This is a genomic window from Geobacter sp. PheSNFMC (genome assembly GCF_059620965.1).
In genome coordinates this window covers 1-24,885 of sequence record NZ_JCAMRN010000056.1, presented here as the reverse complement: position 1 = coordinate 24,885, position 24,885 = coordinate 1, and the positions used below count along the sequence as shown (strand labels likewise).

The window sequence follows — 24,885 nt, the reverse complement described above, 5'->3', positions numbered from 1 at the left end:
AGCTCATCTGTTCCATGGAGCTGGAGGCTTCTTCGGCAGCGGCAGCCTGCTCGGTGGCACCCTGGCTCATTTCCTCGGAGCTGGAGGAGAGCTCCTGGCTGCCGGCGGCCACGTTGTCCGCTGCGCTCTTCACGTCAGCTACCACTCCCTTCAGCTTCTCGACCATGTTGTGCATGGCCGCATACACGCCCGTTTCCGCCTTGCCGGTGGTATCAAAGGCGATGCGCAAATCGCCATCCGCAAGCCGGTTGGCAATATCGGAAATCGCCGTCGGCTCACCGCCAAGCTGCCTGAGGAGCACCCGCGTAATGACCAGCCCCATGACTACCGCAAGGACGATACAGGCAATCAGAGCGCCGGCGATCATGATGCGCGCCGAAGCATAGAGTTTATCGCCACGCGCGCTGGCATCTTTGGCCTCCTGCGTGTTCAGCGTCTTGAGCTTGTCGATCAGGGCTCCGGCTTCGTTGTACAGTTTGCGCGAGTTTGCATTCAGGAGGGCGGCTGCTTCCTGGGCTTTATTCTGCCGGGACAGTTCGATGATCGGTTTGCCTTCATTCAGGTATTCCTGCCATTTTGTGCTGAACTCCTGAAGCATTTGCTTCTCTTCAGGAGTTGCCAGCAATGGTTCGTATTCCTTCTGGTGTTCGGCAATACTCTTGACGAGCTCTGCCATTCTCTCTTCGTACGCTTTCTGCCCGGCACTCTCCATCTCAACGATATGCTGCAACTCAAGACGGCGGTAGCTGGCGAAATCCAACTGCATGGCCGATATTGCGTTGAGGCTGGGGATCCAGTTCTCAGCCATGTCAGTTCCCGTCTCATTGACTCGTGACAGCTCGAATATGGAAAAGATTCCAAGAAAAGCCGCCAGGAGTACGACCACCATGAATGATACGGCCAGTTTGCTTGAAACCTTGAGGTCCTCGAACCACTTCATGCGCTGCCTCCTTGTTGGGTGTTGTTGCGGGATCCGCGTTGTTCCCGATGGCGCCGGGTGCACCACCGTCAGCCATCTCCCCTCCCGGAATGGGGAGCGGAGAAGATGAACGGGTGCCGGGGCCGGACCATGGGCAGGCATGGCAAGCCACACGTGGTCACATCATGGGAATGCCCCGTGTCGGCCGGGGCGTCGCACATTCTCTGTATGTTGTATTCGGATTGGAGGGATGATTTCTCTATCAGCGGATTGCGAGGTGGGATTTCGAAAAACCCCAAAGCAGGGATGGGAACGGTGCGGCTCTGGTCAGCGGAGCGGGGTGAGCCCTTCGCGAATGGCGTACTTGGTCAGTTCCGCGACACTGTAAAGATTGAGCTTTTTCATGATGCTATGGCGCTGGGTCTCGATGGTCTTGAGACTCACCCCGAAGGCAAAGGCGATCTCTTTTGTGCTTTTGCCGGCGGCAATCAGTTGCAGCACCTCCCGCTCGCGGAGGGATAGAAGGGTATGGGTCAGGAGTGCATCATCAGGAATCCGTTCCATGTAGGCCCGTATGATCATCTCGGTGATCCGGGGCCCAAGGTAGGGCTCGCCCGCGGCCACGTGACGAATTGCCGAAACCAGTTCGTCCTGGCTGCAGTCCTTGAGCAGATAACCGTGGGCACCGGCCCTGAGAACATCCAGGACAAACCGCCGCTCCGACTCCATGGACAGGACGAGAACCCGGGTGAGGGGAAATTCCGCCACGATACGGCGGGTGGCCTCGATGCCGTTCATGCCGGGCATCGCTATGTCCATCACCACCACGTCAGGCCGCAGTTTCCGGGTGAGCTCGATGGCCGTTGCCCCGTCGCACGCGACCCCGACGACCTCCAGGCCGGAATGCTCGCTCACGAGGGCCCGCAGCCCCTCCAGCACGATCCGGTGATCATCGACCAGCAGTACCCGCAGCATCACGGTGCCCCTCTCTGGGCGCCCAGCGTGGTGCTGCCACCCTCTCCCCTCAGCGGCAGACGGATGACAGTACGGGTGCCACGGCCCGGTTCCGAGTGCACCGTCAGCACCCCGCCCAGGTATTCGATCTTCTGCCGGGCGTTGAAGAGGCCGAAGCCGCCGCTCTTGCCGCAGTTACGGCTCACGGAGGAAACGTCGAACCCTGCGCCCCCGTCTTCAACGGTTATGGTGATGGCACCGCTCTCCGTCGTGACGGATATGGCCGCCCGCGGGGCCGAAGCATGCTTTGCAATGTTCAGCAGCAACTCCCTGACGACCTGGAAGACCGTGGAACTGACCTCATGGGAGAGTGGCTTCTCTTGCTGGTCATCGAATACCTCCACCTGCAGCCCGAAATCCTCCCGAAACTGTTCCCCCAGCCAGCAAAGGGCAGCAACCAGCCCCCCATGGGCAAGGAGCGGCGGCCGGAGCTGGCAGGTCAGCGAGCGGATATCCTGCAGGGCACCGCTGACGAGTTGCCTGATCTCTTCCAGCACGCGGCGGTCATCCTCGGCAAGAGAAGCGCTCCTCAACGAACCGAGCTTGAGCCCCGCCAGGAAGAGATTCTGGCCCACCTGGTCATGAAGTTCGCCCGCGATGCGGCTGCGCTCCCGGTCCTCGGCAACGGCAAGCTCCACCGCAAGGGACGCTAGCCGCTCCCGGTAGATATTCAGCTCTTCCTCTAGACGCAAACGACGCGTAATGTCGAAACCGATCCCACCCAGCAGAACGACCTCGCCCTGCTCGTCACGGATCGGGAACTCGCTCATGATCCAGTGGTGCGCACCGTCCTCGGCCTGCACCGTTTCCACGGTCTGGATGCCGACTGCTTCCGCAATGGCCCGTTGGTCGTTCTCTTCGAACTGCCGTGCGCACGCATTCCCGTCAGCCCCTCCTGGTTGCGTTTCGGCGGGGTCCGGCGACACAAGCCGCTTCCACTGGTCATTGACATAGAGGTAGTGCCCGGCAAGGTCTTTGATAAAGGAGATCCCGGGAAGATGCTGCATGAACAGGTTGAACATGTTTTCTCGGAGCACTGACATCATCGGCTTCGTGCGCTCCTCGCGCTACCATAAATTTTACTATTGTCAACAGCGTAACTATGAAACAACACACTCCTGGCCGTAAATCATCCAAATACGAAGAGAGAAAATAGTTTCGTGCCAACGGGCGACAGACGAAAACGGAAAAACAGGGAGAGACAACGCTCCCCAGCGCCGCAAAGGCATCATTAACATCAGCCCGTTATCCCCATCACCATCTATCCTCTCACCCCGGAATGCCCCTATCAGGTGCGGCGGGCCCAATGAAAGAGATCCATCGAAGCAGGTTGCGGCCTTGCCGGGCTCGACAACAAAGGGGGCGGCCGTATCCCCGGCCACCCCCTCGTTGCCCCTCAGTCAACGGTTGCGCTGAATTCCACCCGGGCGCCCCGTTCGCCCTGCTTATCGGGGCGCTTGAAGATGTCGCCGCTCTTCTGGAAGACCCGGGCCGAATCGAGCTTGCCCTGCTCCACCAGGAAAGTGCGGACCACGGCGGCCCGTTCGTCGGCAAGGGTCTTGAGCTCGGCATCGCCCACCACCGTATTGGCCAGGATCAGCTTGGTCATCTCCGCCTCGGGGAGTTCCTTCACCGTACCGATGATGGTGCGCGGCTTGGGGAACTTCTCCTTCTTGTAGACCGCCGTGAGCAACCGCTCGTACTCTTCCGGCGCCACGGCCATCGCCTCGGCCGAATCGCCCGGCTTGTTCTGCTTCTTCTTCACCATCTCCAGGAACTTCTCCGCCCGCACCTTCCGCCTCAACAACTCGGACCGGTATCCCTCGGCGTCCTTGTCCCGCTCCACGTAGCCGGCCACTTCCACCTTGATGGCGGGGCGATCGGCCAGGGCCTGGGCGATTTTTCGGAGCTTGTCCTGCTCCGCCGGGGCAAGCTCCGCCGAACCGTAGCCGAAGGAGATGACGCTCAGGTCGGCGCCGCCGCCGAAGGCGGACTGCAGGAGCGCGAAGGGGGATGTGGCCGCCTTCACCAGCAGGTTTTTCAGGATCTGGAGCACCACCCGCCAGACACTGAACTGGGGATCGTCCGTGCGGCCGGTGACCGGCAGGTCCAGGTGGATCTCACCCTTGCGATCCTTCAGCAATGCCACTGCCAGACGCACCGGCAGGCCCGTGGCCTTGTCACTCTCGATCCGGTTGCCGAAGGTAAGCTGGTCGATGAAGACCTTGTTCTCGGAATTGAGTTGCTTGTTCTGGATCGTGTACTGGAGGTCCAGGAAGAGTTTCCCCTTGTCCACGGCATACCCCAGGTAGGTGCCGGAGTAAGGGGTCATGGGCGAGAGCTCGATGTCGGTGAACCGCACCTTGATGTCGGCGTAGAGATCGTCGCGCAGGGGGTTGATCCTGCCGGTGATGCTGATCGGGGAGTGATTCTCCAGGTTCCCCCGCAGGTCCACGTCGGCAAATTTGCTCTCCTCCGACGTGAGGCCGCTCACCCGGCCGCCCAGGTTGTAGAAGGTGGTGGCGTAGGGTTTCGGCATGTGCCTGTCGCTGAAGTCGAGGGTCCCCGCCTGCATGGTGACCGCACCGATGGTGATGGCCCGCTGCCGGGCCGGCGTCTCCGGAGCCGGAGCCGGCTGCGCCGCTGCCGCGACGGCTTCCGGCTTTGCCGCCCCCTCAGCCGGTTCCGGTGCGGGGGTGAAGAGTTTCTGGAGGTTGAGGCGGCCATCCGGATCGATGACGATCTTGGAGTAGAACTGGTTGAGGGCCACCTCGCGGATGTCGAGGGTGAAGGGGTCGATGCTCCCCTTGACCTTGTCGAGCTGGAGGCTTTCCCAGCGGAGCAGGTCTTCGCCGTCACCGTCCAGCAGGTAGAAAGAGCGGACCCCCAGCCCGCCGGCGAAGCTCCCGGTCAGCTTGCCGCCGCTGCGGGCAAGGCTGACCGCCATGGCGGTGTCGAGGGTGCCGTCGGCCAGGATGGCGAGAAGATTCTTTGGCAGATAGTAATCGAAATCGGTCAGGGGAAGCTGCCTGATGGTCACGTTGCCGTTGAGGGCGAGGGGCTCGGGCCGGACCCTGCCCGTTGTCCTGAGTTCGCCCTCCTTGCCGTAACGGGCGGCAAAGCGGAAGGGTATCTGGCCGAATTTCGGACCGGTGAGGTTTTCCACTCCCGCCGCGATCCTCCGCAGGGTAAAGGTGGGACGATCCTCGATGGTGCCGTCGGTGAACGAGGCAGTGAGGCCCGCAAGGCTCACCGCACCGATGCGATAGCGGAACGGAGCGGCAGTGCCTTCCTTCGGCCGGGCCGCCGGCCGGGTCTGCGCCGGCCCGGGCCGCCGCACCAGCGTGAGGGGAGACCACTCTCCCTTCCCGTTGCGGGAGAACCGGACCTCACCGTCACGCAGCCGCACCGCGCCCACCGTCAGGGTGGCGTCCTTCTGCACGAACGCGATATTCTCACCGGCCACCTCGGCCAGACGGGCTCCATCCTTGCCCTCGAAAGGCACCCTGAGCGAGGCGAGGCGGATGCGTCCCTTGTCCACCCGGACTCCGTCGGGCGTGCTGAAGCCGATATCCGCGCCCGCGTCGAGCTTCCCCGTCACCGGGGCCGTCAGGTAGGGGCTCAGATAGGGATAGTAGGCCCCCAGGTCGATGCCGGCCACCTGGACGGTGCCGGTCAGCGCCAGCGGGTCGGGGGTGACGCGCCCCTCCACCCGCGCCTCTTCTCCCCGGCCGGTGGCAAGAGAGAGCGTGCAGTCGGCAGCCGTGCCCGGCGCGGTGGAGAAACCCTTGACGGTCATGGCGATCTTTTCCACCCGGGCGGCAAAGCCGCCGGCGGGAAGGCGGTCGTCCAGGTGCACCGCACCGTCTGCCAGACGGAACTCGGCCACGGACACGAGCGGCTTGCGGCCCGGCGGCGCAGGCTTTTCCGCGGCGGCCGGTACCGCCTTCTTTTTCCCGGCCAGGCGCTGCAGGTTCCATGTCCCTGCTGCGTCCCGCGCCAGATGGATCTCGGGACGCTCCAGGGTCACCAGCGACAGGGGAAACTCCCCGGCCAGCACCCGGGCGCGGTTCAGGCGGGCCTCCAGCCCGGCCAGGGCCAGGAGCGGCACATCGCCGTGCTCGGCGACCTTGACCCCGACCAGCCGCGCCGAGCCCGAAACCATCAGGTCCGGATCTTTTCCCTCGGCAACCCGGTAGGTGATGCCGAGGGTGGTGGACAGGGTTCCGTCCTGCACCAGAATCGGCAGTTCGGCCGGGATATAGGATGCAAAGCGCTTGATGGCCAGGTCGCGCAGGTCCACGTTGAGATCGTACTCGGCCGCCTTGGCAAAGGGGCGCAGCTTTCCCTCGGCCCGCACCGGGGCATCATTGACCAGGGCGCTGAAGCGGGGGGTTATGTAGCGGTCGGCAAAATAGGGGATAGTGCTGAGAAACGGAATGCCCAGATCGAGCCGCCGCACTTCGTGGCGCCGCATGATCCGCTCCCCCTGGTCCAGAAAATCAAGGGAGCCGTTGGCGATGGTGATATTGTTGAGGGAAACGCGGGGCAGCCCCTCGTCCTTCTTGGGCTCGGCCTTCTTTTTCCCGAGCAGGTCGGAGAAGTTGTAGGTGTTGGGCCCCACGCGCACGAGCCGGACATGGGGGGACGAAAGCCGGGCTTCGCGGACCACGGGAGCCATCCGGAAGATCGAGGCGGGGCTCACCTGGACCCGCGCGCTGCTGAAAGAGGCGAAGACCGTGGTCTTGTCGGGCTCGGTAAAGCTGACATCGCGCACCTCCACCGTCCAGGTGAACGGGTTGATGGAAACGTCTCCCACTAGGAGCTTTCGGCCGGTGGCCGCCTCTACTCCCTCCATGGCCCGTGTTTTCACGATTCCAGGCAGGATGAGGCCGATGAAGCCGATCAGAAGGATACTGCATGCGCCTGCGCCGATTGCCACCTTGTGCCACAGTTTCATGAGCTGTTCACACCCCTTTGAAGTCACCGCATACTGATAATTGTGGCAGAAAGCTCTGCCATGTCAAAAGCCGCGCCGCACCGCCCTCCCGTTACCCGTCAGCCTGCACGCCCGGCGTATTCCGGAAGATGAGCTTTGCCGTGGGCGTGGCATCGTCGGGAAATTCTGCGTGGTAGAGAACGGTCCCCGGGAAGGGGGCGAACAGCCGCGCCAGTTCGCCGGGCTGCAGCAGATACTCCTTTTTGTGGGGCACCGGCGCCGTGGGCGACTGGAGGATGGTGTCGAAGATGAGCATCCCGCCCGGCGCAAGGGACGCCACCTCGTGGGGAATCAAGTCCCGAAGGAGGAAATTGAAGTTGATGATCAGATCGTAGGTTCCGGTGATCCGATACCCCTCAAGATCCGTCAGCCGAAAATCGATGGAGAGCCGCTCCCGCCCCGCCCAGCGCCGGGCCTTGTCCAGCCCCACGGGTGAGATATCGAGGCCGGTGACGGCAAACCCGTGCCGGGCCAGGAAGATGCTGTTCCGCCCCTCGCCGCAGGCGATGTCCAGGGCACGCCGGCCGGGACAGAGCCGCTTCAGTTCATCGATCCACTCGGCAAGAAGCCGCGACGGCCGCTCCCCCAGCAGACACTCATCCGAAAGGTAGCGCTGGTCCCACCGCTCCTGCTCTTCACCCATTCCGCCCCTCCCCTGACCACCGTCTGCCCCGGGATGCCGTTCCGGGACAGGCGCGATTCATGTCCTACCAAGCACAACTACCATACCTTGAGGCATAAAAAAAGCCCGCCTCCTCTCGGGGGCGGGCCGTCCGCACGGTCATGCGGCACACGTTCCATCAGGCCGAGGCCAGCCGGCCGTCCCTGATCTCCACCACCATCTGGGCCTGGCGGGCGATCTCCGGGTTGTGGGTAACGATCACCACCGTCTTCCCCTGACGGTGGAGCTCAGCCACGGCCGCCAGCACCTCGGCCTCTGCGGCCGAATCCAGGTTGCCCGTGGGCTCGTCCATGAGGAGGATGTCGGGGTCGTTGGCCAAGGCACGGGCAATGGCCACGCGCTGTTGCTGCCCCCCGGAGAGCTGGCGGGGCAGCGCGCCCAGCTTCTCCTCGAGCCCCACCAGTTCCAGCAATTCCCGGGCTCGTTCCTTTTGCCGCTTTTCCGGGATGCCCGCAAACATCATGGCCGCCGCCACGTTCTCCTCGGCCGTGAGGCTGCCCAACAGGTTGAAGAACTGAAACACGAAGCCGATCTTTTCGGCCCGCAACCGCGCCAGGTCACTGTTGGCAAGACCGGCCAGCTCGATGCCGTCCACGGCCACCTGGCCGGCCGAGGGTCGATCGAGCCCTCCCACCAGGTGCATGAGGGTGCTCTTGCCGTGCCCCGAAGGCCCCACGATAGCGCAGAACGCGCCGCGCGGGATCTCCAGGCTCACCCCTCGCAGGGCATGGGTGGTGACCTGGCCGGAGCCGTACGTTTTGGTCAGGTTTTCCGTCCGGATGATTGCGTCACTCATGGCTGATCGCCTCCACTGGGGTGAGCCGCGCGGCGCGCCACGCGGGATAGAGTCCGGCCACCAGGGCAACCGCCACCGAGAAGGCCACGGAGCCGACCATGAGCTTCGGGTCCAGGACCGCCGCAGGGTCATTGCCCTTCACAAAGGCCAGGAAGGCATTCTGATTTACCATGGGTCCGACCAGGACCGACGCCGCCAGGCCGCCCGCGACGCCGCAGATGCCGCCCAGGAGGCCGTAGAATCCGGACTCCATGAGAAAAATGGCGAATATTTCCCTGCGCCGCGCCCCGATGGCCTGGAGGATGCCGATCTCGCGCCGCCGCTCGTACGTTGCGGTCATCATGGTATTGACGATGCCGAAAGCCGCGGCCAGCACCGATATCGCGGCGATCAACTGGAGCGTCACGTTCACCGTGCCGATGATGCCCAGGACCGACTTGAGCATCTGCTTGTCCGACACGACCCCCGCGTTCACCGTTTCCTTGATCTTCATGATGTAGTCGTCGGTCCGGGAGAGGTCGTCCACCTTCACCGCCACGAACGACGCCTTGTCGGGGGCCTTGAAGAGCTCCTGGGTCACGGAGAGGGCCAGGAACAGGGTGGTGTCATCCTTGCTGCCGGTCTCCTTCAGCACGCCTTTTACCGGCAGCCGCGTCCCGCGGATGGTCACCTCGTCGCCGGGCTTGAGGCCGAAGGATTCAGCCGCGGCCGCGCCGACCACGACGACCCGCTCGTCGTTGTTCGCGAAATACTCTCCGCTGCGCACCTCCCACCCCTTGAACGGCTTCATGGCGTCGGGAAGAACGCCGGCCACCCCCACGGGACGATTCCGGATGGCGGTCTTCTCGGTCAGGACCGGCACCGCCGTGAGCCCCTGGATGGCGGCGACCCGGCCCACCTCCTCCATGGTGATGGTTGAGGGAAGCTGCTCGCCGGTGAGAATCGATACCTGCTCATAGGCGCACGACCCTTTGGGGGTCACCACCAGGTTCGCCCCCAGGGCGGCCGCCTCGCGCCGCACCTCCTCCTTGAGCCCGCCCCCCAGGGCCAGAAATGCCACAAAGGAGGCGATGCCGATGGTGATGCCCAGGAGGGTGAACACGAACCTCCCCCGCCGGCGGGTGATGTTCTTAACCACCAGTTTCGTGATGTTCATCTACCCTCCGATCTTGTGGTTCTTCACCACCTTCATCTTTTCGGCCACAAAGATGAGACCGCCCGGCTCGGTCCGGAAGCTGCCGGTCACCCGCACCTCGTCGCCCAGGGCGGGAACCGTTCCGTTGGCGCGGATCGGGATGAAAATCTTGTTACAGCCCGGCGTGGTGCAGGCCAGTTCCTTCAGATCCATGATGCCGAAGACGGTCCGGTCCTCCTGCGACGTCCCCCCCATGACCCCGGCGATGGTGATGGTGCCCGTATAGGCCGTGGGGTCCGAGGCCACGTCGTTCACGTTGAATATCTGCTCGTTGCAGCCGGTGAGGGTAAGGGCACCCAGCGCCAGTACGAGCATCGTCACAGCCATAAGCATGTTCTTGCGCATTTTCTGATCTCCTTGAATGGACATGAAAGTCGGACGCACCATGGCGCCCCGGACGCGCCACCGCCCCGAACCGTGCGCGAACGAACGGACGAAACGACGGACGGCGGCCCGGCGATAGTACTGACGGCACTACCAGAGAAGGGAGGAAATCAGACCGATTCGGGGGGATACTCTATGGGGGGCGCAACGGGAGACGGCGGCAGGGAGCGCACGGCAACGGCGCCGCAGCATCCCTCTGTATGGGGAATCGAAGGAATGTGCCGCGTCGGCTCGTCGGCCACAAGGCACGACGGGCAGGCGCACGCGGCATCGGAGCAGGGCACCGGCATGGTGTCCCGGTCCGTGTCCTGCTCCTGGGGCTGCACGGGGCAGCACGTATCCGCAATCGGCATGTCCGTGGCGAACACGCTGCTCTCGGCAATGCCGGAACAGACGAGCAAGGCCGCCACAAGGATGAGGAGAGAGACGATGCGAATAATTCCCGAACACATGGCTTAACTTTATGAAGTTCGCGGTGTCCTTGTCAACCCGAAAACGCCGCGGCCGCGTGCCCGTCAAAGATGCAAACCTTGACCCACGTCAAGGAGATCAGCCTGCCGCTGGGATATCAAAGAAACACGCACCATTGAAAACCGGCGGATCGCGGCTATAGTTACCCAGTACCGATCCGTTGAACACAACCAACTACCAAGGAGGAAACACAAATGGGAATGTTCTGTAACCAGTGCGAACAAGCCGCCAAGGGCGTCGGCTGCGAGATCATGGGAGTCTGCGGGAAAAATCCCGAAGTCGCGGCGTTGCAGGATCTGATGCTCTACGGGCTCAAGGGGCTCGCCATTTACGCGGACAAGGCCCGCGAGCTGGGCGCCAGGGACGAGGCCATCGACCTCTTCATGATCGAGGGGCTCTTCACCACCGTCACCAACGTGGACTTCGATCCGGTCAGCCTCGCGGGCAAGCTCCGCACCTGCTACGACATGAAGGAAAAGGCCAAGTCCCTCTATGAGACCGCCTACCGCGAGAAGAACGGCGGCCACGCCCCGGCGGTCGCTGCCGGTCCCGCCGCCTGGGTCATCGCCGGCGATCTCGAAGGGCTCGTGAAGCAGGGACTCGAGCACGGCATCAACACCCACCATACCGACGCCGACGTGCGCTCCGCCATCGAGATCCTCATCTACGGCCTCAAGGGAATGGCGGCCTACGCCGACCACGCCTACATCCTCGGCAAGAAGAACGAAGAGGTCTTCGCCTTCTTCCACAAGGCCATGGCAGCCACCGCCGACCCCGCCAAGGGGCTCATGGACTTCGTCGGACTCTCCATGGAGTGCGGCAAGCTCAACATCACGGTAATGGGCATGCTGAACGAGGGGCACGTGGATAACTACGGCCATCCGGTCCCCACCAAGGTGCCCACCGGCACCCGGAGGAACAAGGGGATTCTCGTGTCGGGCCACGACCTGCGCATGCTCGAAGAACTCCTCAAGCAGACCGCCGGCAAGGGGATCGACATCTACACCCACGGCGAGATGCTCCCGGCACACGGTTATCCGGGCCTGAAGCAGAAGTATCCGCACCTCTACGGCAACTTCGGCGGCGCCTGGCAGGATCAGGCCAGGGAATTCCCCCACTTCCCCGGCGCCATCATCTTCAACACCAACTGCATCCAGCGGCCGGCCGACTCCTACAAGGACCGCCTCTTCTCCTGGGGCCAGGTGGGATGGCCCGGCGTAAAGCACATCTCCGGCTGGGACTTCTCCGAGGTCGTCAACAAGGCACTTGAGTGCCCCGAGCTGGCGGATGCGCCGGAGAAGGAAATCCTCACCGGCTTCGGCCACAACGCCGTCCTCGGCGTTGCCGACAAGGTCATCGAAGGAGTGAAGGCAGGCGCCATCAAGCACTTCTTCCTCATCGGCGGCTGCGACGGCGCCAAGCCGGGCCGCAACTACTACACCGAACTGGCCGAGAAGGTGCCCCAGGACTGCGTCATTCTGACCCTGGCCTGCGGCAAGTACCGCTTCAACAAGCTCGAGTTCGGCGACATCGGCGGCATTCCGCGGCTCTTGGACATCGGCCAGTGCAACGATGCCTACTCGGCTCTCCAGATCGCCCTGGCTCTGGCCAACGCCTTCAACTGCGGCGTGAACGATCTGCCCCTGTCCATGATCCTCTCCTGGTACGAGCAGAAGGCGGTGGTCATCCTCTTGTCGCTGCTCCACCTGGGGATCAGGAACATCAAGATCGGCCCCAGCCTCCCGGCCTTTGTCACCCCGAACGTCCTCAACTTCCTGGTTGAGAACTTCAACCTGGGCCCCATCACCACGGTGGAAGCCGACCTCAAGGCAGCCCTGGGTCAGTAGCACCGTCACGAATCACCAGCAGAAAAGGCGCGGAGCCCGCTCTCCGCGCCTTTTTCCTTTTGTCCCCCTAATTCACACACAAAACAATATAAAAAATCTTTCATAAAAAACCCTCAAGGCATTGCAAGCCGTGCCGATAAGTATGCATAAACCGTTGGAGAATGCACGGCTCCCCCTTCCCGGACCATCAGAGCAGGCTCAAAACGACTCCACGGGATACGATCGGGAGGCTTGCCATGAAACTCAGCACGAAAATTTCCCTCATCTGCGCATCTCTTCTCGCCGTATCGGTAGTAATCACCAGTGTCGTCGTTATGTCGATCCTTCACCGAGACATGTCGAAACTGGCAACGGAGTCCCAGGAAAGCCGGATGAAGACCTTCTGGGAGCTGCTCGAGCACAAGGGCAAGGAGTGGACCGTGGTGGACGGTACCCTGAAGGTTGGCGACTACGGGGTCAGCGGCAACTTCGAGCTCCCCGACAAACTGAAAGAGCTGTGCGGAGGAACGGCAACCATCTTCATGGGAGACAAGCGGGTTTCCACGAACGTGCTCAAGGCCGATGGAAGCAGGGCCGTCGGGACGGCCCTGCAGGGGCCGGCCCATGATGCCATCTTCAAGGAAGGGAAGCCGTACCGGGGAAAGGCGGAAATCCTCGGCACCCCCTATTTCACGGCCTATGATCCCATCAAGGATGCCAGCGGCAAGACCATCGGCGTACTCTACGTCGGTGTCAAGGAAAGTGAGTTCATGAGTTCCTTCAACCGCCTCGCCTGGATTGTCGGCGGCCTGGTATTCATATTCATCGCCCTGTCGACGGCATTGATCAAAATCCTTGTCACGCGCTCCCTGGCACGACTTGAGCAGGCGGTGGAGGTCCTTGCCCAGGCGGCTGGCGGCAATCTCGGCGTACGGTTGCAAAAGGGAGGCGGAAAGGATGAAATCGACCTTCTGACCGGCTCGGTCAACACGATGCTCGAAGGGATGGGCGCCACCCTGGTACACGTCATTGCCGCATCGAACCAGGTGGCCGCTGCCGCCGGTCAGTTGCAGGGAGTGGCGATCCAGATCGCCACCGGGGCGGAAGAGGTGGCGTCACAGGCCGGTACCGTGGCAACGGCCAGTGAGGAGATGGCTGCCACGTCCCTCGAAATCGCCCACAACTGCGCCCTGGCGGCCGGAAGTGCCGGCAAGGCCAATGGATCCGCCGATTCCGGCGCGTCCGTGGTCATGGCAACGGTTGAAGCAATGGACGCCATATACGGCCAGGTCCGGGATGTGGCCCAGAGCGTGGCGAACCTCGGCACCCGAAGCGACCAGATAGGAGAGATCGTGGGAACCATCGAGGACATTGCCGACCAGACCAATCTCCTTGCGCTGAACGCCGCCATCGAGGCGGCCCGGGCCGGTGAGCAGGGGCGCGGGTTTGCCGTGGTGGCCGACGAGGTTCGCGCCCTGGCGGAAAGGACAACCAGGGCCACCAAAGAGATCAGCCAGATGATCAAGTCCATCCAGCAGGAGACTTCGGCGGCAGTGTCGTCCATGAACCACGGTGTCACCATAGTGCAGGACAGTACCCAGAAGGCGGGCGAGTCGGGAGCCGTCCTTGCCGAGATCAAGGCCCAGATCGATTCCGTCGCCCAGCAGGTGAGCCAGATCGCCACCGCGGCCGAACAGCAGACCGCAACCACGACGGAGATCAGCAACAACATCCACGCGATAACCCAGGTGGTGGGAGAAACGGCCAGGGAAGCCCAGGAATCCGCCGAGGCGGCAAACCGCCTCCGGGCGCTTTCCGAAGAGCTCAAACAGATGGTGGGCCATTTCCGCATGGGTTGATCATCCTCATCGACAACCATGGAAGACAAAGGCGTGGAGATTGTCCTCCACGCCTTTTCTTCGCCCGCTGCGGTGCGGCGTTGAACCGACACCTGATACTTCCCGTCGTGGACGATCTCATCCAGGGGCTTGCGTTCCGCCTCCGGCACCGTCCGGAGCTTTCCGGGCTCCCCAGGCCGGCCGGGACGTGTATTGGCGCTTCTCCATGCCCTGGCTGGCTCAAGCGTCTCCAGTCCTTGGCCTCTATTCTCCGTTGAGAGTTTGCCTGCGAACTGCAACGCCATCAACTGTTATCGCGCAATCCGTCATCACCACAGAGCTGCCCGGATGGCTTACCCGCCCGAACTCCCGGCAGACATCCTCGGCCCTCTCCCCCTCAGCCCCGTGGACTGATCCCGGTTGCCTTCCCGGTGCTTCCTCCCTGTCTCTCACTTTCCAGGAGTCCTCTCCACCAGCGTTGCCGTCACGCTCCCCACCGTGACCCTGGTTCGCGCCCGCACCGGAATGCGCCGCTCATCATCGGTGAGCCAGATGTGCACCGTCCCCTTTCCCTCGAACACACCCTCCGAATAGACCAGTGGCTGGATGACGATGGTTTCCACTTCGCCGAGCACGGTTTTGAGCTTTTCCTTGCGCAGGACCCGCACCTCGATAAGTCGCTGGCGCTTGCTGTCAAGGATATTCAGGTGGTGGGACGTGCCCACCTCAAGGGGCAGGTAGCGCACGTAGTAAAAACTGCCGTACACGTCGATGGTGTCGAGCGGAATAGGGATATTCACCTTTTCTCCGGTTTTGTGATCGGTAAACCGGGCCACTCCGCGCTCCTGTTCGAACACGATCTCCCGGTCCCGCCGCCGGTTCCCCTCCCGGGTCTGGAGCCGGTAGTGGCGGGCCAGGCCGGGGAAGGGCGCCCGATGCCGGTCGTAGCTGCTCACGATCCGGTCCTCCACGGGGAAAAAGACCGACAACCAGTCGTTGGACCGGGCCGTGGAGACGATTGTGCGGACATCCCCCTCATCCGCAACCTCCTGGGTGGCCGTGCCGACCGGGACGCCGGCCCACGACAACTCGTACACGAGCTTTTCGGGAACCTTCTGCGCTGCCCCGGCCACCGAGCCCACACACAGCACCACGACTGCCGCGGCAAGGACAGCATGAACCCTCATTCCCCAACCACTGTAACGCATTAACGGCTCCCCCCTCTTCGGCCGGCGTCAGCGGGCCGGATCGCTCCTGCCCGCCCATGGCATTCAAGTATCCCACAATAAGACGTCGACTCAACCCCTTGACTCCGTTCCGGGCAAGGGCACAATTAGTACCAGAGGGCCATGATTGTTGGAGCGGCGTCACCGAATCGGCGCCCGAAAGGAGGAGGCCATGCCGGAAAAACTACTTGTGCCGTCCATCGAACAGAGAATCGCCGGAATGCTGGAAGTTACACGCCGCATAAAGGACGAATCGGAGGGGAGAAAAAAAGGGAAAACCCGGCCGACGGTCACCATTTCCCGGGAGTTCGGCTGCGAAGCCTTTCCCATGGCCGAGCGCCTGAAGGAGATACTGGACCGGCAGTCGGGGGAACCATGGATAATCATGGACAAAGGGCTGCTGGAGGAGGCGGCGAAACACCTCGATGTTTCCACTGAGGTTTTCAGTTCCCTCGGCCATCGCCCCCGCTTCCTGGACGACATGATCGCCACGCTCTCGCCCCAGTGGAAAAGCGAGCGGGACTACTTCCGCATCCTCTGCGACCAGATCGTCTCGCTGGCTGACGCCGGCAACGTCATTCTCATCGGACGCGGAAGCACCGTCATCACCCAGAGCATGGCGAACTGCTTCCACTTCCGCATCTATGCCTCCCATGAGTACAAAGTCCGCTCCATCGCCCGCAGGGCGAAACTGCCGCTCCAGGAGGCGGAACACCTGGTGGAGCGGAAACAGAAAGAACGCGACCGCTTCATCCGCGACTTCCTCGACCGCGACATCAGCGACCTGAGCCTCTACCACGTGGCCTTCAACAATGACCGGAACTCCTCGGACCTCATCGCCCGGACCATTGTCGACTATCTTGCCGCCAAGAAGGGCAACTGAACCACCCGTCGAACCGGGGGCGGGCGACCGCCCCCGCCTGCCGTTTACCTTGCATGCTCGTACATGGCCCATGTATACTCGCCCCATGCTCACCTATCAGATAACGGACATCGATCATTGCCGCAGCGCCGAGAGTTTTCTGCGCAACCTCCTGCCTGCGGCCCCCTCCTCCTATATCAGGAAACTCATTTCAGCCGGGCACCTGAAGATCAGTGGCGGAACCGTCGCTCCCGACACCCTCCTTGCCACCGGCAATACGGCAACCATCAAGGAAAGCGACCGCACCCGCCAGTTCCTTGCCGCCACCAGACCCCAACTCGACATCCTGTGGGAAGACGACCACTGCGTCATCGTCAACAAGTCTGCCGGCCTACCGGTCCATCGCACGGCCGAGGCCGGCGAGGCAAACCTGGTCGAACTGGCCGAACACTTCATGGCCGGGCGCGGCACCCCGGTGAAACTGCGGCCGGTCAACCGCCTGGACCGCGGCACGTCCGGAGCGACGATCCTGGCGAAAAGCTCCTCCAGCGCCGGCATGCTGGGACGCTATGTCAAGGAAGACGGCCTCGGCAAGCTTTACCTGGCAGTGGCCGACGGCAACCTGCCCGACGCGGGCGCCATCGACACCCCCCTTGACGGCAAGGACGCGCACACGGCCTTCCGCACCCTTGCCCGCGATACGGCTGCCTCATTCGTCCTCGTCACCCCCACCAGCGGACGGATGCACCAGATCCGCAAGCATCTTTCCGCCAGCGGCCACCCGGTGCGGGGCGACCGCCGTTACCGGGGAACCCTGTTGACGGGGTATCCGGGCCACCTTCTCCACGCCTTTCGGGTCTCCCTCATCCATCCCGCCACCGGCCGGAAGCTGATCGTTCATGCGCCTCTTCCGCCTGCTTTCATCCTGCACCTGCCGACCATGGCACCTCTTTCGTGGCATGATCTCCTTCGTGACATTGCCTGCAGTCCCGACTGAACCGCACGCGGCCGGATACGCCCGCCCACGCACCCCTTTTTCAACCGAAACACAGCCCTCAGTGTAACCATAAAGACCTCATAGCGTTATTTCTTTGCGATTTCAATGGGTTCACCCCTCTCAGAATTACCTTTTTCTAATTGACTGTGCCCCCCAGAAATGGCATAATCTCCCCGCTTTTCTCTTGGCTTGCTCCGGGTTTGTCCCGCGATTCACGCTCTCTTCCGCCCGGAAGCGGAGCACATACTATTCGTGCCAAACGCACAAAGGAGGAACGATGAACGCTGTACGACGTATCAGGCTCATTGCCGTGTCGGCCCTGGCCCTGGCTGCAATGCTCTGCCTGGGGACACCCGACTCCCAGGCTGCTCAGGCCACCGCCAAACTGGTGCAGGACGATTGCGTCAAGTGCCACACCCAGCCCCCGGCAGATGTGGCCAGCGCCGGTGCCGGTCACAAGAAGATCACCTGCTTCGACTGCCATGCCGGCCACCGTCCCCAGTCCAAGAACAACATTCCCCAGTGCAGCCAGTGCCACAGCGGCAAAAAGCACTACGAACTGGCAAACTGTATGGGGTGCCACACGAATCCCCACACGCCGCTTAACATCGTTCTGTCGGGCAACATCACCGACCCCTGCCTGACCTGCCACTCCCAGCAGATCACGCAGCTCAAGGAATTCAAGAGCAAGCACACCAACCTCTACTGCTCCACCTGCCACAACGTCCACGGCAAAATCCCGGCCTGCACCCAGTGCCACAAGCCGCACTATGCCGAGCAGACCCAGGCAGACTGCAAGAAGTGCCACAAGGCTCACATGCCCAAGAACGTCGTCTATGGCAAGGAAGTGCCCAACAAGGATTGCGGCGCCTGTCACAAAAAAGCCGTCGACCTCCTGAGCGCCAGCACCGCCAAGCACAAGTCCCTCGCCTGCGTGTACTGCCACCAGGAGAAGCATAAGATGGTGCCGACCTGCCAGAGCTGCCACGGCACTCCGCACCCCGCGCCGATGATGGCCAAATTCGGCACCTGCGGCGACTGCCACAGCATCGCCCACGACCTGAACCGCTGGTCAGCCCCGGCAAAGGGGGAGCCCGCCAAGGCAGCTCCGGCGAAAGACAAGAAAAAGAAGTAACCCTCGCCTGAAGTAGAACGCAAAGAGGGCCTGCATCCGAACAGGGTGCAGGCCCTCTTTGCGTATGATCGTGACGGGCAGGGAGGCCGCCCCACTCCATGCGTCTCTCGTTCAGTCGGCACCTCACGGCACGGACAACCGCATGACTACTGCGTGCAAGGGAACACAAAAAAAACGGTCTCCCAGGGGAGACCGTTTCGTCGGCTGCGTTATCAGGTGTGGTTGCTACTCAGCCTTGGTCACCACGACCTTCAGGTTGGCGGTAACCTCCGGGTGGACCTTTACCACGGCAATGAATTCACCCACATGCTTGATCGGTTCGGCAAGCACGATCTTCTTCCGGTCGATTTCGACGCCCTGGGCCTTGAGCAGTTCAGCGAGCTCCATATTCGTGACCGAACCGAAGAGCTTGCCCTCTTCCCCTGCCTGGTGCGAAATACTCAGGCTCAGCCCCTCGATCTTGGCGACAAGCACCCGGGCCTGTTCGAGGACCTTGTTGCGCTTGTACTCCAGCTGACGTTTGGCGTGCTCAAGGGCTTTGGCGTTCTTTTCGGTTGCTTCGATGGCAAAATTGCGGGGTATCAGATAGTTGCGGGCATAACCGGGTGCAACCTTGACAATGTCGCCGATGTGGCCGAGATTTTCTACGTTTTCTTTCAGAATGACTTGCATGTCTTTCCTCCTAGCCTGTTTTACAGGTTTGTTGGGATTCGCGGTCTGCGGAAGTTGCCCCAGAGATCCAACAGCCCGAACAACGCCACCGCTACGACCAGATACGCCTGCACGAAGAGCAGGAAATACAGCAGATACCTCAAAAATGCCGGTACGGCATGGCGGTCGAACAGATGAATGATGATCGCCATCCCTTGAATGAAGTAGAGAAAACCGGTCAGGACCAGCACGTTCAGCGCTACGGCCGTCACCACATCGTGGCCGGCCAGCAGGGCAAACCCCGCACAAATCGGCAGCCAGACCAGATGGTCGGGGTTCCGGTATGTTCCGAAGGAGCCCCCGGGCACCGCAAAGCCCAGCCGGCGCCCGAACCGCTGCAGCAGCAGCAGGTTCAGCCCCCCGGCCAGGGTAATCCCCACGATAAAGAGCGATGGATAGAGTTGCGCAAGCGTTTTGGCGGCCCGATCCATCCCCTCGCGCAGTTCGTCGAGATCGGTGCCGCTCACGCCGCTCTTCTCATAGAGCTGGACCGCTTGGGATATGCTGGTTTGCAACGACTCGGCGACCTGCCCCTCGATGGTGACACCGCGGGTGATCCCGTAGCCGACCGCTGCGACGGTAATGACCGCCACCGTTACGGCCACGGCCGATGCGAGAGCCCGCGCGGCCCCCCCGCCCATGGCGAGGAAACGCGGCAATGCCAGGGAAAAAATGCCCGCCTGCAATACATACAGGAGGGCTCCCGCAGGGCCGGCAATCAGCATGAATATGAGCGCCGAGGCCAGCACGACAGCCATGCCGGGCCATCTGCCCCGCTTGAGATCATAGAGCAGGGCGGGGAGCGGTACGGCCGCCCCCGCAAGCATGCCGATGACCGGAAGTTCCAGGTAGGCGATGAAGAGCGCCGCCGTTGCGATGCACCCTTTGACGATATCGAGCAGGGTGCCCCTGAGACTGTTCTCCATCTCCCGTGACGCTTAGGCGATGACGTGGGTCGACGCGATCGGGATCAGGGCGATGTTCCTGGCCCGCTTGATCGCCTCGGTGACCTCCCGCTGGTGGGCTGAACAGTTGCCGGAGATGCGACGGGGAACGATCTTGCCGCGCTCGGTAATGAACGAACGGAGGACGCGGGGGTCCTTATAGTCGATCACCAGGGTCTTGTCCGCGCAGAAGCGGCATACCTTCCTGCGCTGGAACGGTCTTCTCTTCCTCGGGCCGCCGCTCCGCTGCTGAGGTCTTTCGGGCCGCTCGGTTCTTTCAGGTCTTTCGGTTCTTTCTTCGCTCATCTATGTGATCCTCCGTATGCTTATTCGGCTTCGACTGCAGGAGCGCTCTCGACGGGCGCGGCCTTCGGTGCGGGAGCGGTGGCCTCTTTTTCAAGCTTCACGCTCTGATAGCGCAGCACCTTGTCATCAAGACGCAGGCGCCGTTCCAGTTCGGCGATAAGAGGTGCGTCGCCGTCGAAACGGATGTAGTAATACCGACCCCGCGCACTCTTTTTCACCGGATAGGCAAGCTTTCTGACACCCCAGTCCTCAAGGCGGTGAAGAACCCCTTTGAAGGAGCCGATGATGTCCGTCACCTTGGCAGTGAGCCCCTTGAGCTCGTCGTCGCCGAGTTCCGGCTGGACGATCACGATTGTTTCATACATCCTGACCATTCTACTTCCTCCTCACGGTTTGGTAGCCCCGGCTTCAGCCGGAGCAAGGAGTTGCAGCCTGAGCTGCAGTGGAAAAGTAATTGTGTACTACAAAACGCCTTGAAGTTCAAGGAGAATTTCCCGCATCACCGCAATCGCGCGCCGGTCAGACGTTGAACCGGAAATGCATGACATCGCCATCCTGAACCACGTATTCCTTTCCTTCGAGCCGCATGAGCCCTTTTTCCTTGGCCCCGGACTCGCCGCCCGCCGCGATGTAGTCGGCGTAGGCAATGACTTCGGCCCGAATGAACCCTTTTTCGAAATCGGTATGGATAACGCCTGCCGCCTGGGGCGCCTTGGTGCCGACCGGGATGGTCCACGCCCTGACCTCTTTCTTGCCTGCGGTAAAATAGGTGATGAGCCCGAGCAGTTCGTAGCCCATGCGGATCAGGCGGTCGAGCCCCGACTCCGCAAGCCCCATCTCCCCGAGAAACACCCTTTTTTCATCCCCGTCCAGCTCGGCGATCTCAGCCTCGATCCGGCCACAGATGGTGACTACCCGCGCCCCCTCCCGCTCGGCCAGCTCCCGCACCTTGGCCACCGCCGGGTGCGCGCCGTCAAGGTCGTCCTCGGCCACATTGGCCACGTAGAGCACCGGCTTGTCGGTCAGCAGATGGAGGTCCCGCAGCCAGGGGAGTTCTTCGTCGGCCACCTGGGCGTGGCGCGCGGGGACCCCCTGTTCCAGGGCCGCCTTGAGGCGGGCGTAGAATTCACTTTCTTCCTTGAGCCGTTTGTCGCCGCCTTTTGCCTGCTTTTCGACACGCTGTAGCTTTTTGTCGACACTGTCCAGGTCGGCAAGAGCCAGCTCGGTCTGGATGATGTCGATATCTCTCAGGGGATCGACGCTGCCGCTCACGTGCACCACGTTCTCGTCCTCAAAACAGCGCACCACGTGGACAATGGCATCCACGGAGCGGATATGGCCGAGAAACTGGTTGCCGAGACCCTCCCCCTGACTGGCACCCTTGACCAGGCCGGCGATGTCGACGAACTCGATGGTGGTCGGCAGGATGCGCTCGGGGTTGACGATCTCCGCCAACCGGTCGAGCCGCACATCCGGCACCTGCACGATGCCGACGTTGGGGTCGATGGTGCAGAAGGGGTAGTTGGCCGACTCGGCTCCCGCCGAGGTGAGGGCATTGAAGATGGTCGACTTTCCCACGTTGGGCAGTCCCACGATACCGCAGTTGAAACCCATGTGTATCCTTCCTTGGGGAGGAGGTCCGCACCCCTGGCTGTCAGGGGGCCAGAAGATCCTTGTTGTTGTACAGACTCATGGTCTTGGGGAGCCCGGCAGTCAAGAGCGACTCCAGGAGGTCGAGGGTGCCGTCGAGCAGGTGGGCAAGATCCGCCATTTCTCCCTGGCTGAAATTGGTCAGGACGTAATTAACCACATCACCATGGACCGGCCTGCCGATCCCGACTCTCACCCGGACAAAGCCTGCTCCGCCAAGCTCCTGCACAAGGGAACGAAGGCCGTTGTGCCCGCCGTGCCCACCCCCCTCCTTGACCTTGACGCGGCCGAAGGGGATGTCGAGGTCGTCATGAATCACGATGGTGTCGGTAAGCGGAAGCTTGTGAAAACGGAGCGCCTCGGCCACCGAGCGCCCGGAGAGATTCATGTAGGTCTGGGGCTTGAGCAGGAGAAGCCGCTCGCCGTGCCAGGCCGCCTCGCCGAAGACGCCGGAGAAACTCTTCCTGGCAACCGATGCGCCGATGGCGTGGGCAAGGCGGTCTAAAACCATGAAACCCGCGTTGTGGCGGGTCCATAGGTATTTCGGGCCGGGATTCCCCAGCCCGACGATCAGCTTTGTTGCCATGTGGTCGACGAGGCGTGAAGCCCTGCGGCGGGTTTACTCCGCCGCAGGAGCTTCTTCCTTTGCCTTTCCGTGAATGCTCACCACTGGTGTCTCGGGGTCGTTGAGCACCTTGACCCCTGCGGGCAGGACGAGCCCGCTCACGTGAATGGTGTGGCCAATGGCAAGATTGGTGACGTCGACGTTGATGGCCTCGGGAATCGCAGCGGGAAGGCACTCAACATCAAGGGAGTAGGTCACCACTTCGAGCATGCCGCCCTCCTTGACGCCGGCGCAGGTTCCGACCGCGACTACGGGCACATGCACCTTCACCTTTTCGTCAAGCGAAACGCGGAGGAAGTCCACGTGCAGGAAATCGCCCCGCAAAGGATTGCGCTGCATGTCGGCAACGATGACGGTGCTTCCGCTGAGGCTGCCTCCTCCCGCCAGGGTAATAAGGCTGTTGACGCCTCCCTCACCGGCGATGGCTGCAGCGAGGTCCTTGGCCGCGACCTTGACGGAAACCGGATCGATACCCTTGCCGTAAACCACGCCGGGCACGACGCCTTGGGCCCTGAGCTTGCGGGCGACGCCCTTGCCGCTCCCCTCCCTCAGTTCTATGCTCATCGTTTTCTGTTCCATACATCCTCCAGTATCAGTCGTTACGTTACGATCGCCAGATTACACAAACAGCGAACTTACGGATTCATCCTCATGGATCCGCCGGATTGCCTCGGCCAGGAGATTGGCCACGGACAGCACCTTTACCTTGCTGGTCTGCTGCTCCTTGTCGCCGAGGGGAATCGTGTCGGTTATCACTACCGCTTCGATGTCGGAATTATTGATCCTCTCTATGGCCGGGCCGGAGAGAACACCGTGGGTGGCGCAGGCATAAATGGTCTTGGCGCCGTGCTCCTTGAGCGCGCGGGCAGCCTGGGTAAGCGTTCCCGCCGTGTCGATCATGTCGTCGAGAATAATGGCCGTCTTATCCGCCACATCGCCGATGAGATGCATCACTTCGGCCACGTTGGGCCCGGTCCGGCGCTTGTCGATGACCGCCAACGTGCAGCCGAGACGCTTGGCAAAGGCCCGTGCCCGCTCGGTTCCGCCGGCATCGGGGGAAACCATCACGATGGAGTTCTCGGGAAAGCGCTGCTTGAGGTGCTCGAGGATGACCGGAGCGGCATAGAGGTTGTCCACGGGGATATTGAAGAATCCCTGGATCTGCCCCGCGTGGAGATCAACGGTTACCACCCGGTCCGCGCCGGCGGTGGTGATCAGGTCGGCCACCAGCTTCGAGGTGATGGGGGTGCGGGGAGCGACCTTGCGATCCTGCCGGGCATAGCCGTAATAGGGGACCACCGCCGTGATGGTGGCCGCAGAAGCACGCTTCAGAGCATCCATCATGATGAGGAGCTCCATGAGATTGTTATTGGTGGGGGCGCAGGTGGACTGCACCACATAGGTATCACGTCCACGGACATTTTCGCCGATTTCCACCATGACCTCGCCGTCAGAAAAGGTCTTGACGTTGGCCTTGCCGAGGGGAAGACCCAGGTTGGCGCAGATGCTTTCCGCCAGGCCCCGGTTGGAATTGCCGCTGAACACCCTGATTTTCTGATTCATGACCGTTGCCTTGCCACAAAAAATAATTTCCACCGGACGCCGGATGGAAATGAGTGGGTAACGTGGCTGGGGTGCAAGGATTCGAACCTTGGAATGCCGGAATCAAAATCCGGTGCCTTACCGCTTGGCGACACCCCACTGTGTCGTATGCGCCGTGCCTGTCGGGCTTGCACGTACCCGGCACGACTCCGCTCAGATTGTCCTGACCGCTTCGGCGAACCATCCCCGCGCGCGCATCGCCTCGGCCGTGCGGACGGCTGCGCCCTCATCATCGAAGAGGGCGAAAACCGTTGGCCCGCTCCCCGACATGAGCGAGCCGAGCGCCCCGGCAACGAGGAGTTCCCGTTTGATCTCGCCGATAACCGGGTAGCGGGGGATAGTGACCGACTCAAGGTCATTGGAGAGGATCGCGCAGACATCCGCGACATTCTCAAAGAAGCGAGGAATTGTAACCCTGGCGGCTTCCCCTGTCAATTGCAAATTTTGGTAGACCCATGCCGTCGAGACGGGAACATTGGGATTGACCACCACGATCCAGGCGGCAGGCACCTGGTCGATGGCGGTCAACTCTTCGCCGATCCCTTCGGCAAGCGCTGTCCGGCCGAAGATGAAAAACGGCACGTCCGCGCCGAGCGCGACGCCGATCTCCCGTAGGCGGCTCTCGGGCAGATCCAGTCCCAGCAGCTCGTTCACCCCCATGAGCACCGTCGCCGCGTCACTGCTTCCGCCACCGAGACCGGCC

Annotated in this window: 24 protein-coding genes and 1 tRNA gene; 5 read left to right on the top strand and 20 right to left on the bottom strand. The window is 62.2% G+C overall.

Annotated elements, in window-relative coordinates:
* The 9 genes from AC6CDK_RS13005 to AC6CDK_RS12965 form a co-directional block, all read right to left on the bottom strand.
* A partial coding sequence (locus tag AC6CDK_RS13005) for an MCP four helix bundle domain-containing protein (RefSeq protein WP_496639861.1) occupies window positions 1-940 on the bottom strand: 940 nt, incomplete at its 3' end.
* 306 nt (window positions 941-1,246) lie between these two features.
* On the bottom strand, window positions 1,247-1,894 hold the full coding sequence (locus AC6CDK_RS13000; protein ID WP_192905591.1) for a response regulator: 648 nt from the start codon (window positions 1,892-1,894) through the stop codon (window positions 1,247-1,249).
* Window positions 1,894-2,955, bottom strand: coding sequence for a sensor histidine kinase (locus AC6CDK_RS12995; RefSeq protein WP_226048393.1), 1,062 nt, complete (start codon window positions 2,953-2,955; stop codon window positions 1,894-1,896). Before AC6CDK_RS12995 ends, AC6CDK_RS13000 begins: the two co-directional genes overlap by 1 nt.
* 374 nt (window positions 2,956-3,329) lie before the next feature.
* On the bottom strand, window positions 3,330-6,893 hold the full coding sequence (locus AC6CDK_RS12990; RefSeq protein ID WP_066357044.1) for a DUF748 domain-containing protein: 3,564 nt from the start codon (window positions 6,891-6,893) through the stop codon (window positions 3,330-3,332).
* Between the two features lie 91 nt (window positions 6,894-6,984).
* Entirely contained in the window at window positions 6,985-7,575 is a 591-nt protein-coding gene (locus AC6CDK_RS12985) for a class I SAM-dependent methyltransferase (protein WP_039643016.1), read from the bottom strand.
* A 157-nt stretch (window positions 7,576-7,732) separates the two neighbouring features.
* Window positions 7,733-8,410, bottom strand: a complete 678-nt coding sequence (locus tag AC6CDK_RS12980; protein WP_192905582.1) for an ABC transporter ATP-binding protein — start codon at window positions 8,408-8,410, stop codon at window positions 7,733-7,735.
* The gene (locus AC6CDK_RS12975) at window positions 8,403-9,566 is read right to left on the bottom strand and encodes an ABC transporter permease (protein ID WP_039643012.1); all 1,164 of its coding nucleotides are present in this window, start codon (window positions 9,564-9,566) and stop codon (window positions 8,403-8,405) included. The genes AC6CDK_RS12980 and AC6CDK_RS12975 overlap by 8 nt, the downstream gene beginning before the upstream one ends.
* On the bottom strand, window positions 9,567-9,950 hold the full coding sequence (locus AC6CDK_RS12970; RefSeq protein WP_039643010.1) for a hypothetical protein: 384 nt from the start codon (window positions 9,948-9,950) through the stop codon (window positions 9,567-9,569).
* Between the two features lie 149 nt (window positions 9,951-10,099).
* Window positions 10,100-10,441, bottom strand: a complete 342-nt coding sequence (locus AC6CDK_RS12965) for a hypothetical protein (protein ID WP_039643008.1) — start codon at window positions 10,439-10,441, stop codon at window positions 10,100-10,102.
* A gap of 213 nt (window positions 10,442-10,654) precedes the next feature.
* Here AC6CDK_RS12965 and hcp point away from each other — a divergent pair, with 213 nt between their 5' ends.
* Entirely contained in the window at window positions 10,655-12,307 is a 1,653-nt protein-coding gene (gene hcp, locus AC6CDK_RS12960; RefSeq protein ID WP_039643006.1) for a hydroxylamine reductase, read from the top strand.
* Window positions 12,308-12,543: 236 nt separating this feature from the next.
* Window positions 12,544-14,145 (top strand): methyl-accepting chemotaxis protein, encoded by a 1,602-nt coding sequence (locus tag AC6CDK_RS12955; protein ID WP_192905583.1) that lies wholly within the window; start codon window positions 12,544-12,546, stop codon window positions 14,143-14,145.
* 428 nt (window positions 14,146-14,573) lie between these two features.
* Here the strand turns inward: AC6CDK_RS12955 and AC6CDK_RS12950 are convergent, their stop codons facing one another.
* On the bottom strand, window positions 14,574-15,311 hold the full coding sequence (locus tag AC6CDK_RS12950) for a DUF3108 domain-containing protein (RefSeq protein WP_192905584.1): 738 nt from the start codon (window positions 15,309-15,311) through the stop codon (window positions 14,574-14,576).
* A 211-nt stretch (window positions 15,312-15,522) separates the two neighbouring features.
* Between AC6CDK_RS12950 and AC6CDK_RS12945 the strand changes: the two genes are divergently transcribed.
* The 3 genes from AC6CDK_RS12945 (at window position 15,523) to AC6CDK_RS12935 (ending at window position 18,344) form a co-directional block, all read left to right on the top strand.
* Window positions 15,523-16,233 carry a cytidylate kinase-like family protein gene (locus tag AC6CDK_RS12945; protein WP_192905585.1) on the top strand — a complete coding sequence of 237 codons (711 nt, stop codon included), beginning with the start codon at window positions 15,523-15,525 and terminating at the stop codon, window positions 16,231-16,233.
* An 85-nt stretch (window positions 16,234-16,318) separates the two neighbouring features.
* Window positions 16,319-17,209: an RluA family pseudouridine synthase gene (locus AC6CDK_RS12940; RefSeq protein WP_192905586.1), complete on the top strand. Its 891-nt coding sequence runs from the start codon at window positions 16,319-16,321 to the stop codon at window positions 17,207-17,209.
* Between the two features lie 277 nt (window positions 17,210-17,486).
* Complete coding sequence (locus AC6CDK_RS12935) at window positions 17,487-18,344, top strand: cytochrome c3 family protein (protein ID WP_039642997.1); 858 nt, start codon at window positions 17,487-17,489, stop codon at window positions 18,342-18,344.
* Between the two features lie 225 nt (window positions 18,345-18,569).
* On the opposite strand, the gene rplI is transcribed toward AC6CDK_RS12935, so the two are convergent.
* The 10 genes from rplI to ispE form a co-directional block, all read right to left on the bottom strand.
* Entirely contained in the window at window positions 18,570-19,016 is a 447-nt protein-coding gene (rplI, locus tag AC6CDK_RS12930; RefSeq protein ID WP_039642995.1) for a 50S ribosomal protein L9, read from the bottom strand.
* 20 nt (window positions 19,017-19,036) lie between these two features.
* Window positions 19,037-19,981, bottom strand: a complete 945-nt coding sequence (locus AC6CDK_RS12925) for a YybS family protein (protein ID WP_039642993.1) — start codon at window positions 19,979-19,981, stop codon at window positions 19,037-19,039.
* Between the two features lie 12 nt (window positions 19,982-19,993).
* Entirely contained in the window at window positions 19,994-20,305 is a 312-nt protein-coding gene (gene rpsR / locus AC6CDK_RS12920) for a 30S ribosomal protein S18 (RefSeq protein ID WP_039642991.1), read from the bottom strand.
* A gap of 20 nt (window positions 20,306-20,325) precedes the next feature.
* Entirely contained in the window at window positions 20,326-20,679 is a 354-nt protein-coding gene (rpsF, locus tag AC6CDK_RS12915) for a 30S ribosomal protein S6 (protein ID WP_039642989.1), read from the bottom strand.
* A gap of 145 nt (window positions 20,680-20,824) precedes the next feature.
* Window positions 20,825-21,919 carry a redox-regulated ATPase YchF gene (gene ychF / locus AC6CDK_RS12910; protein ID WP_039642986.1) on the bottom strand — a complete coding sequence of 365 codons (1,095 nt, stop codon included), beginning with the start codon at window positions 21,917-21,919 and terminating at the stop codon, window positions 20,825-20,827.
* 40 nt (window positions 21,920-21,959) lie between these two features.
* Entirely contained in the window at window positions 21,960-22,541 is a 582-nt protein-coding gene (gene pth / locus AC6CDK_RS12905; RefSeq protein ID WP_039642984.1) for an aminoacyl-tRNA hydrolase, read from the bottom strand.
* Window positions 22,542-22,574: 33 nt separating this feature from the next.
* On the bottom strand, window positions 22,575-23,159 hold the full coding sequence (locus AC6CDK_RS12900; protein WP_039642982.1) for a 50S ribosomal protein L25: 585 nt from the start codon (window positions 23,157-23,159) through the stop codon (window positions 22,575-22,577).
* A 39-nt stretch (window positions 23,160-23,198) separates the two neighbouring features.
* Window positions 23,199-24,143, bottom strand: coding sequence for a ribose-phosphate pyrophosphokinase (locus AC6CDK_RS12895; RefSeq protein ID WP_039642980.1), 945 nt, complete (start codon window positions 24,141-24,143; stop codon window positions 23,199-23,201).
* A gap of 63 nt (window positions 24,144-24,206) precedes the next feature.
* A tRNA-Gln gene (locus tag AC6CDK_RS12890) sits at window positions 24,207-24,281 on the bottom strand.
* A gap of 54 nt (window positions 24,282-24,335) precedes the next feature.
* On the bottom strand, window positions 24,336-24,885 hold a 550-nt coding region (ispE, locus tag AC6CDK_RS12885), incomplete at its 5' end, for a 4-(cytidine 5'-diphospho)-2-C-methyl-D-erythritol kinase (protein WP_496639859.1).